We start from the raw sequence: 16,252 nt of genomic DNA, 5'->3' as shown, positions 1-16,252 counted from the left end.
TGGCCGAAGAACGATGACGGGGTGTGATCTTCGTCTAGGCCAAAGCGGCGCAAACGGGATGTTCACCCCTGGATCCGGTACTCCTCCAGTAGCCGTCGCCCAATGATCATTTTCTGGATCTCGGCGGTACCTTCACCGATCAGGAGCATGGGGGCCTCGCGGTAGAGGCGCTCGATCTCGTACTCCTTCGAGAAGCCGTAGCCGCCGTGGATACGGAACGCGTCTTCCACCACCTCCTTGCAGTACTCGGAGGCCAGGTACTTCGCCATGCCCGCTTCGAGGTCGTTTCGCTGTCCCGAGTCCTTTTTGCGAGCGGCGTTCACCATCATGGCATGGGCCGCTTCGACCTTTGTCGCCATTTCTGCCAGTTTGAACTGGATGGCCTGATGCTGGGCGATCGGCTTGCCGAAGGTGTGGCGCTGCTGTGCGTACGAAACGCCCAGCTCGAAGGCGCGCTGGGCGACGCCGCAGCCACGCGCGGCCACGTTGACCCGGCCGACCTCGACGCCGTCCATCATGTGATAGAAGCCACGTCCGGTCTCGCCGCCGAGCACCCGATCGGCCGGGATCCGCAGCCCGTCCATGATCAGCTCGGTGGTGTCGACACCCTTGTAGCCCATCTTGTCGATCTTGCCGGGAATCGTCAGGCCGGGCCGCACCTCACCGAAGCCGGCCTCCTTCTCCACGAGGAAGGTCGTCATCGACTTGTGCGGCGCGGTGCCCTCCGGGTGGCCCTCGTCCGTACGGCAGAGCACCGCGACGAGCGTCGAGGAGCCGCCGTTGGTGAGCCACATCTTCTGGCCGTTCAGGACGTAATCGTCACCGTCCCGCACACCCTTGGAAGAAATGGCCGAAACGTCCGAGCCCAGTGCGGGCTCCGACATCGAGAAGGCGCCACGGATCTCACCGGCCGCCATCTTCGGAAGGAAATAGTCCTTCTGCTCCTGGGTGCCGTGCTGCTTGAGCATGTACGCCACGATGAAGTGGGTGTTGATGATGCCCGAGACGCTCATCCAGCCGCGGGCGATCTCCTCGACGGTCAGCGCATAGGTGAGCAGGGACTCACCCAGACCGCCGTACTCCTCGGGGATCATCAGGCCGAACACGCCGAGTTCCTTGAGGCCCTCGACGATCTGCGACGGGTATTCGTCGCGGTGCTCCAGCTCCGTGGCGACCGGCAGGATCTCCTTGTCCACGAAATCGCGGACGGTGGAGAGAATTTCCCGCTGAATGTCGGTCAGGCCCTCGGTCTGCGCGAGACGGGTCATGGCTACTTCTCCTTCTTGGCCGACGGGGCCTGCAGCTCCGGGCGGCCGGGCTGCTCGCCGCCGCGCTCCTTGATGTAGGTCGCCGTGGGGACCATGACCTTGCGACGGAAGACGCAGACCAGGGTGCCGTCCTGCTTGTAGCCCTTGGTCTCGACGTGCACGATGCCGCGGTCCGACTTCGAACGGGACGGGGTCTTGTCGAGCACGGTCGTCTCGCCGTAGAGCGTGTCGCCGTGGAAGGTCGGCGCCACATGCCTCAGCGATTCGATCTCCAGATTGGCGATGGCCTTTCCGGAGACATCGGGCACCGACATGCCCAGCAGCAGCGAGTAGATGTAGTTACCGACGACGACGTTCTTACCGAAGTCGGTGGTCTGCTCGGCGTAGTTGCTGTCCATGTGCAGCGGGTGATGATTCATCGTGAGCAGACAGAAGAGGTGGTCGTCGTATTCGGTGACGGTTTTCCCCGGCCAGTGCTTGTACACATCGCCGACGGTGAACTCTTCATAGGTACGGCCGAACTGCATCGCGCTTAAGCCTCCGGGGCCTCGAACTTGGATGTGCGGATCATGCCGGCGGCCCGGCCCTTACCGGCGATGACCAGCGCCATCTTCCGGCTCGCCTCATCGATCATCTCGTCGCCGAGCATCGCGGAACCCTTGGCTCCGCCCGCCTCCGAGGTGTGCCACTCGTAGGCGTCCAGAATCAGCTCGGCGTGGTCGTAATCCTCCTGGGAGGGTGAGAACACCTCATTGGCGGCCTCGACCTGACCCGGGTGCAGTACCCACTTGCCGTCGAAGCCGAGAGCGGCGGCGCGGCCGGCGACCTCGCGGTAACCGTCAACATTCTTGATCTGAAGGTACGGGCCGTCGATCGCCTGGAGATCGTAGGTACGTGCCGCCATCAGAATGCGCATCAGAATGTAGTGGTACGCATCCGCCCCATAGCCGGGCGGCTGCTCGCCGACCACCAGGGACTTCATGTTGATGGACGCCATGAAGTCGGCCGGGCCGAAGATGATGGTCTCCAGGCGCGGCGAGGCGCCGGCGATCTCATCGACGTTCACCAGGCCCTTGGCGTTCTCGATCTGCGCCTCGATGCCGATCCGGCCGGTCTCGAAGCCCATGGTCTTCTCGATCTGCGTCAGCAGCAGGTCCAGCGCCACGATCTGCTGGGCGTCCTGGACCTTCGGCAGCATGATGCAGTCGAGGTTCTGTCCGGCGCCCTCGACGACCGTGATGACGTCCCGGTACGTCCACTGGGTCGTCCAGTCGTTGACCCGCACGACCCGGGTCTTTCCGGTCCAGTCGCCCTCGTTCAGCGCCTCGACGATGTGGTGCCGGGCGCCCTCCTTGGCGAGCGGTGCGCAGGCGTCCTCCAGGTCCAGGAAGACCTGGTCGGCCGGGAGGCCCTGGGCCTTCTCCAGAAAGCGCGGGTTGCTGCCGGGGACCGCGAGACAGGAGCGGCGCGGGCGCAGGCGTGGCACCGGCGGGTGAGCCTGGGTCATGCGGGGACCTCCAGGGGGTCGAGCTGGTTCGCTTTCCGGATCTCGTCGACGATACGGCCGATGATCTCCGTAATACCGAAATCCTTGGGGGTGAAGACGGCCGCCACTCCGGCTTCCCGGAGCGCTGCCGCATCGGCGGAGGGAATGATGCCGCCGACGATGACGGGCATGTCGTCGACGCCGGTGCGGCGCAGCCGGTCCAGGACGTCCGGCACCAGTTCGGCGTGCGAGCCGGACAGGATCGACAGCCCCACACAGTGCACGTCCTCGGCGACCGCGGCCGAGACGATCTGTTCCGGGGTCAGCCGGATGCCCTGGTAGATCACCTCGAAGCCGGCGTCCCTGGCCCGTACGGCGATCTGCTCGGCGCCGTTGCTGTGCCCGTCCAGGCCGGGCTTGCCGACCAGCAGCCGCAGCTTGCCGCTGCCGAGCTCGGCCGCGGTCTTGGCGACCTTCTCGCGGACCTCGGCGAGCGGGCTGCCCTCCTCGGCGGCGACCGCCAGCGGAGCGCTGGAGACGCCCGTAGGAGCCCGGAACTCACCGAAGACGTCCCGCAGCGCCCAGGCCCACTCACCGGTCGTCACACCGGCACGAGCGCACTCCACGGTGGCCGCGAAGAGGTTGCCGTCGCCCGCCGCGGTCTTCTTCAGATCCGACAGCGCGTCCTGGGCGCGGGGCTCGTCGCGGTTGTCCCGCCAGTCGTGCAGCGCCTGGACGACGCGTGCCTCGTTGGCCGGGTCGACGGTCATGATGGCCGTGTCGAGATCCGCGGTGAGCGGGTTGGGCTCGGTGCCCTCGAAGCAGTTGACACCGACGATCTTCTCCTCGCCGGCCTCGATCCGGGCCCGCCGCTCGGCGTGCGCGGAGACCAACTGCGACTTGAGATAGCCGGACTCCACCGCGGCCATCGCGCCGCCCATCTCCTGGATCCGCTCGATCTCCGCGAGGCAGTCGGTGACCAGGGAGTCCACCTTGGCCTCGATGACATGCGAGCCGGCGAAGATGTCCTCGTACTCCAGCAGATCGCTCTCGTGCGCCAGGACCTGCTGGATACGCAGCGACCACTGCTGGTCCCAGGGGCGCGGCAGCCCCAACGCCTCGTTCCAGGCCGGGAGTTGCACCGCGCGGGCGCGGGCGTCCTTGGAGAGCGTGACGGCCAGCATCTCCAGGACGATCCGCTGGACGTTGTTCTCCGGCTGCGCCTCGGTCAGGCCGAGCGAGTTGACCTGGACGCCGTAGCGGAACCGGCGCTGCTTCTCGTTCTCGATGCCGTAGCGCTCGCGGGTGATCTTGTCCCAGATGCGGCCGAAGGCGCGCATCTTGCACATCTCCTCGACGAAGCGGACTCCGGCGTTCACGAAGAACGAGATACGGGCCACGACATCACCGAACTTCTCCGGCGGCACCTGCCCGGAGTCCCGCACCGCGTCCAGCACCGCGATCGCGGTGGACATCGCATAGGCGATCTCCTGGACCGGCGTGGCGCCCGCCTCCTGCAGGTGGTAGCTGCAGATGTTGATCGGGTTCCACTTCGGGATGTGCGCCACCGTGTACGTGATCATGTCGGTGGTCAGCCGGAGCGAGGGTCCCGGCGGGAAGACATGCGTCCCGCGCGAGAGGTACTCCTTGACGATGTCGTTCTGGGTCGTCCCCGACAGCTTGGAGATGTCGGCGCCCTGCTCCTCGGCGACCACCTCGTACAGCGCCAGCAGCCACATGGCCGTGGCGTTGATGGTCATCGAGGTGTTCATCTGGTCCAGCGGGATGTCCTGGAACAGCCGTCGCATATCGCCGAGGTGGGACACCGGGACCCCGACCCGGCCGACCTCGCCGCGGGCGAGGACGTGGTCCGGGTCGTAACCGGTCTGCGTCGGGAGGTCGAACGCGACCGACAGGCCGGTCTGGCCCTTGGCGAGGTTGCGACGGTACAGCTCGTTGGACGCCTCGGCGGTGGAGTGGCCGGCGTACGTCCGCATCAGCCACGGACGATCCTTCTGACGCTCAGTCATATCAGGCCCGTATCTTCGTGGTCCGGAGTCCGAGTTGCCTCAGACGTTCCGGAACCGGTTGATGGCGTCGAGGTGCTTGGCGCGCATTTCTTCGTCGCGCACGCCCATCCCCTCCTCGGGGGCCAGTGCCAGCACGCCGACCTTGCCCTGGTGGAGGTTGCGGTGCACGTCGTACGCCGCCTGTCCGGTCTCTTCGAGGGTGTACGTCTTCGACAGCGTGGGGTGGATCTTGCCCTTGGCGATCAGGCGGTTGGCCTCCCACGCCTCGCGGTAGTTGGCGAAGTGCGAGCCGACGATCCGCTTCAGCGACATCCACAGGTAGCGGTTGTCGTACTCGTGGTGGTAGCCCGAGGTGGAGGCGCAGGTGACGATGGTGCCGCCCTTGCGCGTGACGTAGACGGACGCGCCGAAGGTCTCCCGGCCGGGGTGCTCGAAGACGATGTCCACGTCCTCGCCGCCGGTCAGTTCGCGGATGCGCTTGCCGAAGCGCTTCCACTCCTTGGGGTCCTGGTTGTGCTCGTCCTTCCAGAACTTGTAGCCCTCGGCGTTGCGGTCGATGATCGCCTCGGCGCCCATCTTCCGGCAGATCTCCGCCTTCTGGTCCGAGGAGACCACACAGATCGGGTTGGCGCCGCCGGCCAGCGCGAACTGGGTGGCGTACGAGCCGAGTCCGCCGCTGGCGCCCCAGATCAGGACGTTGTCGCCCTGCTTCATCGCCGCACCGTTCTGCGAGACGAGCTGGCGGTAGGCGGTGGAGTTGACCAGACCGGGCGACGCCGCCTCCTCCCAGCTCAGGTGCTTCGGCTTGGGCATCAGCTGGTTGGACTTGACCAGCGCGATCTCGGCCAGGCCACCGAAGTTGGTCTCGAAGCCCCAGATCCGCTGCTCCGGGTCGAGCATCGTGTCGTTGTGGCCGTCGGAGGACTCCAGCTCGACGGACAGGCAGTGCGCGACGACCTCGTCGCCGGGGCCCCAGGCGTTGACACCGGGGCCGGTGCGCAGGACCACGCCGGCCAGGTCGGAGCCGATCACGTGGTACGGCAGGTCGTGCCGCTTGGTCAGGTCGGACAGCTTGCCGTAGCGCTCCAGGAACCCGAACGTCGACATCGGCTCGAAGATCGAGGTCCACACGGAGTTGTAGTTCACGGAGGAGGCCATCACGGCCACCAGCGCCTCGCCCGGACCCAGCTCGGGCACCGGCACGTCGTCGACGTGCAGCGACTTGCGGGGGTCCTTCTCCTTGGTCTCCAGGCCGGCGAACATCTCGACCTCGTCCTTGTGCACGGTCACCGCGCGGTAGGACTCGGGGAGGGCCAGGCCGGCGAAGTCGGCGCTGGTGGTGTCGGGCGCGAGGATTGCGTCCAGGATTTCGTTCACGGGGTGCCTCCGGCGAAGCGCGTTGGGGAACGGCTTGAGGGAACGTCGGGGTGGTGCGGGAGGTGGTGCCGTCGGTTCGGCCGGGGTGGCGCCGTTGCCGTCGCCTCTGCGGGGGTCGCAGAGCCGTCGGCCGCGGTGCCTGGCAGCGCTGGGTGAGCGCGGTGCCCAGCGGGCAGCTGGGAAGTGCCTGTGACGCAGGCATCCGGGCGTACAGCCACGTAGGGCTGGTGGGACAGCCGGCACGCGTGGGTTCATCGGCGTGCCGGCCGCCCGGACACCCTCAACGTATGACACCGCGTGCCAGTCGACAAGACACTGAGTGCCAAGAATTTCTCTCAGATGTCATCTGCTCGGCACGCATGAGCAAAAGACGGCCGATGGGAGGCGTGGATGTAGCGCAGAGAAAGGGAAAATGTGCGGAGAGTGCGCGGTCGGGGCGTTACGCCATCCGGGTCGCGGCCCGGTCCGCTCAAGGGCGCCGGGCCGCGCTGGTGTCCCGCTCGGCCGGAGGGCCGTTACTTCCGCTCGGTGATCGCCTTGCGGATGGTGCGCATGACCTCGTCCAGCGGGGCGTCCGTACGGGCCACCGCGACCAGTACCTCGCCCTCGCGGGAGACGGACGCCGGAGGGGCGTCCTCGCTGCCGGTGCGGCCCGCGCCGATACCGGCGCCGAAGGTCTCCCGGACGATCGCGAAGGCATGGTCCAGCTGGGCCTCGACATCGCCCTGGGCGTCGGCCCGCAGCCAGCGGCGCAGTACATGGTTGTGCGCGGTGACCACGGCGGAGGCCGCGACCTCGGCGAGCAGCGGATCGTCATCGCCCTCGCGGTGGGCGCCCTCGTCGAAATGGCCCAGGAGATAGCGGGTGAACAGCCGCTCATAGCGGGCCACCGAGGCGATCTCGGCCTCGCGCAGGGTGGGGACCTCACGGGTCAGCCGGTAACGGGCCACCGACACGGCCGGGGAGGCCGCGTACATCCGCATGACCTCCTTGATGCCGCGGCAGACCGTGTCGAGCGGATTCTCGTGCGGCGGAGCGGCGTCCAGGACGGCCTCCGCGCGCACGAGGGTGTCGTCGTGGTCGGGGAAGATCGCCTCTTCCTTGGAGCGGAAGTGGCGGAAGAAGGTGCGCCGGGCGACGCCCGCGGCGGCCGCGATCTCATCGACCGTCGTCGCCTCGTAGCCCTTGGTCGCGAACAGCTCCATCGCCGCCGCCGACAATTCACGGCGCATTTTGAGCCGTTGCGCGGCCGCCCGGCGGGTGCCGGGAGTGACGGCGTCGGAGGGGTCGGTGGGCTGCGTACGAGCGGGCTGGGACATGTGGGGACGGTACTGCATATTTACGCGACCTGCGGCATGAGGTGCCACCTCCGCACCGGTGCGCGGGGGTGGACCGCCGTCGGGTTCCAGCAGTCCACCCCACCCTCCCCCGGCCGGGCCGGGGTGCCGCCACGCGTCAGCGCCGGGCGTACTCACGGAAGCCGCGGCCCGTCTTGCGGCCGAGGCAGCCCGCGGCGACGAGGTGCTCCAGCAGCGGCGACGGGGCCAGCCCCGGGTCGCGGAACTCGGCGTGCAGCACCTTCTCGATCGCCAGGGACACGTCCAGGCCGACCACATCGAGGAGTTCGAACGGACCCATCGGGTAGCCGCCGCCGAGCTTCATGGCGGCGTCGATGTCGTCCAGCGTCGCGTAGTGCTCCTCGACCATCTTGATCGCGTTGTTCAAGTACGGGAACAGCAGCGCGTTCACGATGAATCCGGCCCGGTCGCCGCAGTCCACGGGGTGCTTGCGGACCTTGGCGCAGACCGCCCGCACCGTGGCGTGCACCTCGTCGTCCGTCAGGACCGTACGGACCACCTCGACCAGCTTCATCGCGGGCGCCGGGTTGAAGAAGTGCATCCCGATGACGTCCTGCGGGCGCGAGGTGGCGCGGGCGCAGGCCACGACCGGCAGCGACGAGGTGGTGGTGGCCAGGACGGCGCCCGGCTTGCAGACCTTGTCCAGCGTCTTGAACAGCTCCTGCTTGACCGCCAGATCCTCGGCCACCGCCTCCACCGCGAGGTCCACATCGGCGAACGCGTCCAGCGACCCGGCCGGGGTGATCGCCGCCAGCGCGGCATCCCGGGCCTCGGCGGCCATCCGGCCCTTGTCCACCGAGCGGCCCAGGGACTTGGCGATCCTGGCCTTCGCCTTCTCGGCCTTCTCCAGGCTGCGGGCGGCCAGCACGACCTTGTAGCCCGCCTTGGCGAAGACCTCGGCGATACCGCTCGCCATCGTCCCGGAACCGGCCACGCCGACGCTGCTGACCGTGCGCCCGGCGGACTGCTCGTCGGCGGACGCCGGGCTCTCCGCGTCCGGCACGACCGTGGCACTGCCCGGAGCCTCGTACGTGTAGAAGCCGCGGCCCGCCTTGCGGCCGGTCAGCCCCGCCTCGGCGAGCTGGCCCAGGACCGGCGCGGGGGCGTGCAGCCGGTCCTGCGACTCGGCGTACATCGCCTCCAGGACAGTACGGGCGGTGTCCACGCCGATCAGGTCCAGCAGCGCCAGCGGGCCCATGGGCAGGCCGCAGCCGAGCCGCATCGCGGCGTCGATGTCCTCGCGGGTGGCGTACTTGGACTCGTACATCGCCGCGGCCTGGTTCAGATAGCCGAACAGCAGGCCGTCCGCGACGAAGCCGGGGCGGTCACCCACCGCGATCGGGTCCTTGCCCAGGTCGTGGGCGAGCTCCGTGACGGCCGCGACCGCGGTCGGCGCGGTGAGCACCGAGGAGACCACCTCGACCAGCTTCATGGCCGGCGCGGGGTTGAAGAAGTGCACCCCGAGCACCCGCTCGGGGCGCTGCGAATCGGCGGCCAGCCGGGTCACGGACAGCGCGTTGGTGCCGGTGGCCAGGATGGTGTCCGGCCGGACCACCGCGTCCAGCTCGGCGAAGACCTGCCGCTTGAGCTCGTAGTCCTCGGGCACCACCTCGATGACGAGATCGGCGTCCGCGGCGGCCTGCAGATCGGTGAAGGTACGGAACCGGGCCAGGGCGTCCTGGCGCTCCCGCTCCGTGAGCCGCTCGCGCTGCACGGCGCGGGCGGTGGCGGCTTCGAGGGCGGAGACGGCACGGCGGGCCGCGGCTTCGTCCGTGTCGATACCGATGACCTCACGGCCGGCCCGGGTCAGCACCTCGGCGATACCGGTGCCCATGGTGCCCAGGCCGACGACGGCGACGGTGGAAAGGGACAGCGAAGAGGCTTGAGTTGAGAGATCAGGGGTGGACTGAGGGCCCATCGCGAGACTCCTGAGGGTGTTCCCCTGAGGGCAGGGGAGAAGTGACGACTGAGGGGTATCCGCGCGGACGCGAGGCCAGCGATCGCAGCGGCAGAACAGCGGCGGAGAGCCGCGGGGAGCCGCAGCGCCATGGCAGCGCCGGCGGGGTGGGAGACCCGGCGAGTGCCCTGTCCCGGGGCCTTGCCGTGTGCTCCGTACTGTGTCGTGCTGTGCCGAACCGACTTCACTCTGTGGCGGCTGCGTCACCAGGCCGCCCGAGCAGTGGTGCTGCTCGTTCCAGCAGGTTAACCGGTGAGTAACCAGAGCGCCAGGGGTAGCAGACATCACTAGGCTGTGGCGCAGGCCACGTCGCGGGAACCGGGGCGGCCCGGCGGGAGGGGAACGGCAAATGGAAGAGGAATTCCACGAGTTGACCGACCGGGTGCGCGGTGAACTCCGCTCCCCACAGGATCTGGTCGCCTATGAGCGGCTGCTCGGGCTGGCCCGCAAGAACACCCCGGCCGGCCGGGAGGAACTGGCCCGGATGCTGGTCGCCGTCGAGCGTCCGCTGTGGGCCAGGGAGATCGCCGCCTTCGTCCTCGGCTGCGCCGGCGACAAGCGGGCCTTCGAAACGCTCGTCCTGTTACTGAACTACCGCGAACCGGTGCGCTGCGCCACCGCTGCCCATGCGCTGGGCCGGCTCGGCGACCCCCGTACCGCCCGCGCCGCGGCCGCGCTCGCCACCAACCCGCTGCGCACCGCGTACGCCCTGCACCCCGTCCGGCTGCTCGCCGAACTCCGCGCACCGCAGTCCGTACCCGCGCTGATCGCGACCCTGGAGCGGCTGCTGACCCCGCACAACCCCTACTGGCGGGTGGCGCTCGCCTGCGTCGAGGGCCTGGGCGCGCTGGGCGACCGGCGCGCCGTCCCCGCGCTCACCGCGGCCGCCGCCCACCCCCGTCTGGCGGCCGCCGCGGCGGCGTCACTGGCGCGGCTGGGGGTGCATGAGGACGTGACGGCGGGGGACGGGGCGCCCGCGGACGCGAGGGCGGGGAACGGGGCCGGGCCGCCGGACGGGCCGGACGCCTGAACCACTCCGCCGGCGGCGGCCGGTGGCCCCCGGATGTCAGTGCCGGGGGCTATAAGTGGTGACCATGACCGCAACTCCCGTGCACTGGAAGCTCGTCATCGACGCCCACGATCCGCACGCCCAGGCCGACTTCTGGGCGGCCGCGCTCCACTACGAGGTCGAGGACCACAGCGTCCTGATCGCCAAGCTCCTCGACCTCGACGCCATCCCGCCCGGGATCCTCCTGGACCACCACGACCGGCGCGCCTGGCGGGACGCGGCGGCCGTGCGCCACCCCGACGACCCGTACGACCCGGAGAGCGGCGCGGGACGGGGACGCCGCCTGCTCTTCAACCGGATCCCCCGCGCAGAGGAGAAGACGGCAAAGAATCGCCTGCACATCGACCTGCACGGCCCCGCGGGCGAGCGGGACAGCGAGGTCGAGCGCCTCCACGCGCTCGGCGCCCGGGTGGAGCGCCAGGTCAGGGAACAGGGCGGCGAGTGGGTGGTGATGACGGACCCGGAGGGGAACGAGTTCTGCGTGCATTAGGGCCCTGATCCACCGGACAGGGGTTAACCGGCCGTGGGGGCCAGCGCCCGCCGGTAGCGCAGTTCCGGGACGCTGCTCCCGCCGACGTCGTACGCCTCCTCGGCGCCGTCCGGTGCGAAACCGGCCCGTTCGTAGAACCGCTCGGCGCGGGTGTTGCCGCGTACCACCCACAGGTACAGCGTGTGGAAGCCGTGCGCCCGCGCGCGGGCGGTGGCGGCGGCCATCAGGGCGCGTCCGACGCCGGTGCCGATCAGGGCGGGCGCCACATAGAGGGCGAGCAGCTCGCCCGCGGTCGGCCGGGGCGCGGGCAACTCCTCGGCCCCCGGGGCGATATCGGGGTCACGGGCCGGACCGACGCACACCCAGCCGACGACCGCGCCGTCCCGCTCGGCGACCAGATCCGACACCTCGGGCGACCGGCGCCCGAACCACGACCGCCGCTGCTCGGCATCCTCTGCCACGCTCATCGCGTCCAGATACGCCTGCGGCATCAGCCCGCGGTAGGCCGTCTGCCAGCCGTGCACCCGCACCGCGGAGACCGCTTCGATATCGGCTTCGGTCATCTCCCGTATCCGTACGGGGCCCGGCGGCTGCGCCGGGGCGCGCTCAGCAGTCCCATCCATGCGGGAGAGGGTAGGGGATGTCTCCCCGGGACCCTCAAGGATTTCAGGGGCTCTCACACAGGGGATTCAGGGTCAGATCAGGGGTCAGATCAGGGTCAACTGGGTCGGTTCCGGAGGGTGCTGGGGGGCCTGGCCGTTGTGGTCTCCGGCCGGGACGGGGGTGGGGTCCGGTGGTGGGAGCCGGCGGGGCTCGCCGGGGTGGGTGGGGCCGATGCCGTACTCGGTGGCGAGTTCATGGACCTGGCGGGTGATGCGGCGCTGGTACCACTTGGGGGCGTAGGCACCGTCCGCGTACATCGTGGTGTAGCGCCGGACCAGGTGCGGGTGGTGCTGTTCCAGCCATGCCATGAACCATTCGCGGGCGCCGGGCCGCAGATGCAGCACCAGCGGGGTGACGGATCCGGCGCCGGCCTCCGCGATGGCCCGGACCGTGGCCCGCAGCTGGTCCGGGGCGTCCCCGAGGAACGGGATCACCGGCGCCATCAGGACACCGCACGGGATGCCGTGCGCGGTGAGGGTCCGCACCACGTCCAGCCGCCGGTCGGGGGCGGGTGTGCCCGGCTCGATCGTGCGCCACAGCTCATGGTCCAGGAAGCCGACGGAGACCGAGATGCCGATGTCGGTGACCGCGGCGGCCTGCTGCAGCAGCGGCAGATCGCGCAGGATGAGCGTGCCCTTGGTGAGGATCGAGAACGGGTTGGCGTGATCGCGCAGGGCCTCGATGATGCCGGGCATCAGTCCGTAGCGGCCCTCCGCGCGCTGATAGCAGTCGACGTTGGTGCCCATGGCTATGTGGTCACCGCGCCAGCGCCGCCCGGCCAGCTCGCGGCGCAGCAGCTCGGGGGCGTTGACCTTCACCACGATCTGCGAGTCGAAGCCCTGCCCGGTGTCCAGATCGAGGTAGCTGTGCGTCTTACGGGCGAAGCAGTAGACGCAGGCGTGGCTGCACCCGCGGTAGGGGTTCACGGTCCATTCGAACGGCATCCGGGAGGCGCCCGGGACACGGTTCACGATCGAGCGGGCGCGCACCTCGTGGAAGGTTATTCCCTGGAACTCGGGGGTGTTGATCGTCCGGCTGACTACCTCCGTGCCGAACAGCGCGGACGGGCTGTCGCCGAGATTGTCCCAGCGCATCGGGCCTCCTTCTGGATCCTGCCGAGCCCCCGTTCGCCATAATAGAACAGATGTTCCCTTGGGGTCGGGTGGCCCTGAATTTGGGCGCGTCGCCGAGGGGTGGTTGGCTGGGCGGCGCAGAGCAGGACCGGCAGGTCGACTACTGGAGGAAGACGCACATGGGGCAGGTCGAGGCCATCACGCAGCGCGAGATCGCGGCGGACCCGGAGGACGTGTTCGACGCGCTCGCCGACTACAGCGGCACCCGCCGGCAGCTGCTGCCCGAGCACTTCAGCGAGTACGAGGTCCGCGAGGGCGGTGACGGCAAGGGCACCCTCGTCCACTGGAAGCTTCAGGCCACCAGCAAGCGGGTGCGCGACTGCCTGCTGGAGGTCGACGAGCCGACCGACGGCCAGCTCGTGGAGAAGGACCGCAACTCCTCGATGGTGACGACCTGGGTCGTCACCCCGGCCGGTGAACGGCGCGCCAAGGTCGTCGTCACCACGACCTGGCAGGGCGCGGGCGGTATCGGCGGCTTCTTCGAGCGGACCTTCGCCCCCAAGGGCCTCGGCCGGATCTACGACGCCCTGCTGGCCAACCTCGCCACCCACGTGGAGAAGTGAGCGGCCGTCACTCCCGTCACCCGGCATGCATGCCGTCACACTCACCGGTTCGGGTGGTTTCCGGTGAGCCGAAGTGTGCAATCCGCCGGGGCAGTTCGGTGCGGAAAGCCCTGATAGGAGCCCAATAGGCGCTCGGGGCACCGTACTTGGTGCCCGGTCCCGCCCCGCCCGCATCCCCTTGCCGCGCTGAAACGGTGTGGTCGCCCCGTACGAGAACGTGGGCGGCAGCAGGCGTGACGAGGGGAGCAGTACGTGGGCGGGACCACCCTGAGCGAGTGGGGCGGGCGCACCGGTCCGCCCGTGCTCGGTGCGAGCACGGCTCCGGGCACGAGCGGCGGGCCCGTGGAGCCCGTACCCGCTGCGTCGGCGCCGCTCGGCCCCCGCCGCCGTCTGGTCCTCGCCGGTCTGATCCCGGCGCTGCTGCTCGCGGCCCTCGGCCAGACCATCGTCGCCACCGCGCTCCCGAAGATCGTCGGTGAGCTGCACGGTCTGGGCGCGATGCCCTGGGCGGTGACCTCCTACCTGCTCGCCTCGGCCCTCGCACTGCCCCTCCACGGCAAGCTCGGCGACCTCTTCGGCCGGAAGCCCGTCTTCCTCTTCGCCCTCCTCGTCTTCACCGCCGGTTCGGCGCTGGCCGGCTGGTCACGGACCATGGACGAACTGGTCGCCTTCCGGGCCGTCCAGGGCGTCGGCGGCGGCGGGTTGATCATCGGCGTCCAGTCGATCGTCGCCGATGTCGTACCGCCCCGTGCCCGCCGCCGCTGCATGGGCCTGACCGGCGCCGCCTTCGGTCTCGCCACCGTCGCCGGACCGCTGATCGGCGGCTTCTGCACCGACCATGCCTCCTGGCGCTGGTGCTTCTCCCTCAATGTCCCGTTCGGTGTGCTGACGTTCCTGGTCACCGCCTGGGCACTGAAGCTGCCCCGGCCCGCGCGGCGCGGCAGGCCGGATCTCGCCGGGGCGCTGCTGCTCGCGGCGTTCTCCATCTGCCTGGTGCTGCTGACCAGTTGGGGCGGCACCACCTACGCCTGGAACTCGCGGGTCGTCCTCGGCCTCGGCGCCGGTGCGCTCGGCACCGCCCTGCTGTTCCTCGCGGTCGAGTACTTCGCCAGCGAACCGCTGATCCCGCTGCGGCTGTTCCGCGATGCGGTCTTCAACATCACCGGTCTCATCGGCGCCGCCGTCGGCCTCGCGCTCTTCGGCGCCGTCAGCTACCTGCCGACCTTCCTGCAGCGGGCCGACGGCGCCACGGCCACCGAGTCCGGGCTGCTGATGCTGCCCCTGACCGGCGGCATCGTGCTCGCCTCCCTCGCCTCCGGACAGCTCATCAGCCGCACCGGCCGCTACAAGGCCCTCCCCGTCGTGGGGTGTGCGATGGCCGCGGTGGGGATGTGGCTGCTGTCGCGGATGCAGCAGGACACCGCGCGGGAGGTCTACAGCCTCTGGACCGGCCTCCTCGGCCTCGGGATCGGCCTCGTCCTGCCGGTGCTGGTGCTCGCCGTACGGAACTCCGTACGCCCCGCCGACCGCGGCTCCGCGACCGGTGCCACCCACTACTTCCGGCAGCTCGGCGGCAGCGTAGGCGCGGCCCTCTTCGGCACCCTGCTCGCCGACCGGCTGGCCCGCCGGCTCGACGACCGGCTGCCGGTGCGGCTGCCCGATCCGGAGTCGATCACCCCGCAACTGCTACGTGCGCTGCCCGCCTCGCTGCGCGACAGCTCTGTCGCCGCGTACGCGGACGCCATGCCAAGGATCTTCTGCTATCTCGTGCCGGTGCTCGTCCTGGGCCTTGTGCTCGCCCTCTTCCTGAAAGCGAAACCCCTGGTGTCCCACGCCCCTCATGCTCCGCAGGTCACCCCGTCTCCGCAGATGTCGTACGGCGAGCCGGCCGACCCCGCCGCCGTACCGCAGGCCCGTACCGCAGCGGACCCGGCCGCCGACAACTCCCGTGACCCCGGCTCCCCTTATGCCCGTGCGCACAGCTACCCCGCCCCCGGACGCGCCGCCATGGCCGGCCTCCCCGTATGCGGCACCGTCCAGCATCACGACGGCAGCATCGTGCCGCGTGCCGCGCTCACCCTCATCGATGTGGCCGGGCGGCAGATCGGCCGCGGTGCCACCGGAGAGGACGGACGGTATGCGCTGAGCACACCGGGCGCCGGCTCCTATGTGCTGATCGCGGCGGCGGCCGGCCACCAGCCGCAGGCGGTCACCGTCACCGTCGGCGAGCGGCCGGTCGAGCTGGATGTCGTGCTCGGCGGGGCGGGGCGGCTCGCGGGCACCGTCACCACCGCCGACGGCACGCCCGTACGCGATGCCATGGTCACCCTCACCGATGTCCGCGGCGAGGTCGTCGCCACCACCCGCAGCGGGCGCGAAGGCGGCTATGTCATCGGGGAGTTGGTGGCCGGTGAGTACACCCTGGCCTCCAGCGCCCCGGCGTTCCGCCCCGCCGCGCTGCCGGTGACCGTCCAGGCCTCCCGGGAGACCCGCCAGGACATCGAGCTCGCCGGTGGCGCGGTGCTGCGCGGGACCGTACGGGCCGGCGGCGGGCGCCCCGTCGAGGACGCCCGGGTCACCCTGCTGGACGCGGCCGGCAACGTCGTCGACACCGCGACCACCGGGCCCGACGGGCTGTTCCGCTTCGTGGATGTGTCGGCCGGCGAGTACACCGTCATCGCCGCCGGATACCCGCCGGTGGCCACCGTCCTCCAGGTGGCCGGCGGCGGCCGCACCGAACGCGACCTCCAGCTGGGGCACGAGGACTGAACAGACGGCGACGGCGGCCCGAACTCGCGGAATCTGACGCTACGTCATAAATGCCTGCTGCCACGGTGGATGGGGTGCACCACCGGCCC

13 protein-coding genes are annotated in these 16,252 nt (G+C 69.9%); 4 read left to right on the top strand and 9 right to left on the bottom strand.

Going from position 1 to position 16,252, the window contains the following annotated elements:
* Positions 1-62: 62 nt before the first annotated feature.
* From STRTU_RS05860 to STRTU_RS05830, 7 genes are all read right to left on the bottom strand, one after another.
* Entirely contained in the window at positions 63-1,268 is a 1,206-nt protein-coding gene (locus STRTU_RS05860; protein WP_042161274.1) for an acyl-CoA dehydrogenase family protein, read from the bottom strand.
* 2 nt (positions 1,269-1,270) lie between these two features.
* Positions 1,271-1,795 carry a MaoC family dehydratase gene (locus tag STRTU_RS05855; RefSeq protein WP_159742560.1) on the bottom strand — a complete coding sequence of 175 codons (525 nt, stop codon included), beginning with the start codon at positions 1,793-1,795 and terminating at the stop codon, positions 1,271-1,273.
* Positions 1,796-1,800: 5 nt separating this feature from the next.
* The gene (locus tag STRTU_RS05850) at positions 1,801-2,775 is read right to left on the bottom strand and encodes an HpcH/HpaI aldolase/citrate lyase family protein (protein ID WP_159742559.1); all 975 of its coding nucleotides are present in this window, start codon (positions 2,773-2,775) and stop codon (positions 1,801-1,803) included.
* Positions 2,772-4,784, bottom strand: coding sequence for a protein meaA (locus STRTU_RS05845; RefSeq protein WP_159742558.1), 2,013 nt, complete (start codon positions 4,782-4,784; stop codon positions 2,772-2,774). Before STRTU_RS05845 ends, STRTU_RS05850 begins: the two co-directional genes overlap by 4 nt.
* A gap of 39 nt (positions 4,785-4,823) precedes the next feature.
* On the bottom strand, positions 4,824-6,161 hold the full coding sequence (ccrA, locus tag STRTU_RS05840) for a crotonyl-CoA carboxylase/reductase (protein ID WP_159742557.1): 1,338 nt from the start codon (positions 6,159-6,161) through the stop codon (positions 4,824-4,826).
* A gap of 515 nt (positions 6,162-6,676) precedes the next feature.
* A complete protein-coding gene (locus tag STRTU_RS05835) occupies positions 6,677-7,480 on the bottom strand; it encodes a TetR family transcriptional regulator (protein WP_218039295.1) in 804 nt (267 codons plus the stop codon).
* 136 nt (positions 7,481-7,616) lie between these two features.
* Positions 7,617-9,437: a 3-hydroxyacyl-CoA dehydrogenase family protein gene (locus tag STRTU_RS05830; protein ID WP_159742555.1), complete on the bottom strand. Its 1,821-nt coding sequence runs from the start codon at positions 9,435-9,437 to the stop codon at positions 7,617-7,619.
* 388 nt (positions 9,438-9,825) lie between these two features.
* On the opposite strand from STRTU_RS05830, the gene STRTU_RS05825 reads away from it, so the two are divergent.
* Both STRTU_RS05825 and STRTU_RS05820 read left to right on the top strand, forming a co-directional pair.
* Positions 9,826-10,506: a HEAT repeat domain-containing protein gene (locus STRTU_RS05825; protein ID WP_246240144.1), complete on the top strand. Its 681-nt coding sequence runs from the start codon at positions 9,826-9,828 to the stop codon at positions 10,504-10,506.
* A gap of 64 nt (positions 10,507-10,570) precedes the next feature.
* Positions 10,571-11,035 (top strand): VOC family protein, encoded by a 465-nt coding sequence (locus tag STRTU_RS05820; protein ID WP_159742554.1) that lies wholly within the window; start codon positions 10,571-10,573, stop codon positions 11,033-11,035.
* Positions 11,036-11,058: 23 nt separating this feature from the next.
* Here the strand turns inward: STRTU_RS05820 and STRTU_RS05815 are convergent, their stop codons facing one another.
* Together STRTU_RS05815 and STRTU_RS05810 are read right to left on the bottom strand one after the other, a co-directional pair.
* The gene (locus tag STRTU_RS05815; RefSeq protein ID WP_159746724.1) at positions 11,059-11,598 is read right to left on the bottom strand and encodes a GNAT family N-acetyltransferase; all 540 of its coding nucleotides are present in this window, start codon (positions 11,596-11,598) and stop codon (positions 11,059-11,061) included.
* A gap of 144 nt (positions 11,599-11,742) precedes the next feature.
* Complete coding sequence (locus tag STRTU_RS05810; protein WP_159742553.1) at positions 11,743-12,792, bottom strand: Rv2578c family radical SAM protein; 1,050 nt, start codon at positions 12,790-12,792, stop codon at positions 11,743-11,745.
* Between the two features lie 158 nt (positions 12,793-12,950).
* Here STRTU_RS05810 and STRTU_RS05805 point away from each other — a divergent pair, with 158 nt between their 5' ends.
* Together STRTU_RS05805 and STRTU_RS05800 are read left to right on the top strand one after the other, a co-directional pair.
* Positions 12,951-13,394 (top strand): SRPBCC family protein, encoded by a 444-nt coding sequence (locus STRTU_RS05805; protein WP_159742552.1) that lies wholly within the window; start codon positions 12,951-12,953, stop codon positions 13,392-13,394.
* A gap of 252 nt (positions 13,395-13,646) precedes the next feature.
* A complete protein-coding gene (locus STRTU_RS05800; protein WP_174878813.1) occupies positions 13,647-16,163 on the top strand; it encodes an MFS transporter in 2,517 nt (838 codons plus the stop codon).
* Positions 16,164-16,252: the final 89 nt, after the last annotated feature.

Source organism: Streptomyces tubercidicus (genome assembly GCF_027497495.1).
Classification (GTDB): domain Bacteria; phylum Actinomycetota; class Actinomycetes; order Streptomycetales; family Streptomycetaceae; genus Streptomyces; species Streptomyces tubercidicus.
The sequence above is the reverse complement of the archived record's forward strand: the minus strand, read 5'-3'. Positions and strand labels throughout refer to the sequence as shown.

What these genes read in the sequence shown, in the direction of transcription:
- STRTU_RS05850 (WP_159742559.1), bottom strand. Translation starts at nt 2,775, where the DNA reads ATGACCCAGGCTCACCCGCCGGTGCCACGCCTGCGCCCGCGCCGCTCC.
- STRTU_RS05820 (WP_159742554.1), top strand. Translation starts at nt 10,571, where the DNA reads ATGACCGCAACTCCCGTGCACTGGAAGCTCGTCATCGACGCCCACGAT.
- STRTU_RS05830 (WP_159742555.1), bottom strand. Translation starts at nt 9,437, where the DNA reads ATGGGCCCTCAGTCCACCCCTGATCTCTCAACTCAAGCCTCTTCGCTG.
- STRTU_RS05815 (WP_159746724.1), bottom strand. Translation starts at nt 11,598, where the DNA reads ATGACCGAAGCCGATATCGAAGCGGTCTCCGCGGTGCGGGTGCACGGC.
- STRTU_RS05860 (WP_042161274.1), bottom strand. Translation starts at nt 1,268, where the DNA reads ATGACCCGTCTCGCGCAGACCGAGGGCCTGACCGACATTCAGCGGGAA.
- STRTU_RS05845 (WP_159742558.1), bottom strand. Translation starts at nt 4,784, where the DNA reads ATGACTGAGCGTCAGAAGGATCGTCCGTGGCTGATGCGGACGTACGCC.
- STRTU_RS05835 (WP_218039295.1), bottom strand. Translation starts at nt 7,480, where the DNA reads ATGTCCCAGCCCGCTCGTACGCAGCCCACCGACCCCTCCGACGCCGTC.
- STRTU_RS05855 (WP_159742560.1), bottom strand. Translation starts at nt 1,795, where the DNA reads ATGCAGTTCGGCCGTACCTATGAAGAGTTCACCGTCGGCGATGTGTAC.
- STRTU_RS05805 (WP_159742552.1), top strand. Translation starts at nt 12,951, where the DNA reads ATGGGGCAGGTCGAGGCCATCACGCAGCGCGAGATCGCGGCGGACCCG.
- STRTU_RS05810 (WP_159742553.1), bottom strand. Translation starts at nt 12,792, where the DNA reads ATGCGCTGGGACAATCTCGGCGACAGCCCGTCCGCGCTGTTCGGCACG.
- STRTU_RS05825 (WP_246240144.1), top strand. Translation starts at nt 9,826, where the DNA reads ATGGAAGAGGAATTCCACGAGTTGACCGACCGGGTGCGCGGTGAACTC.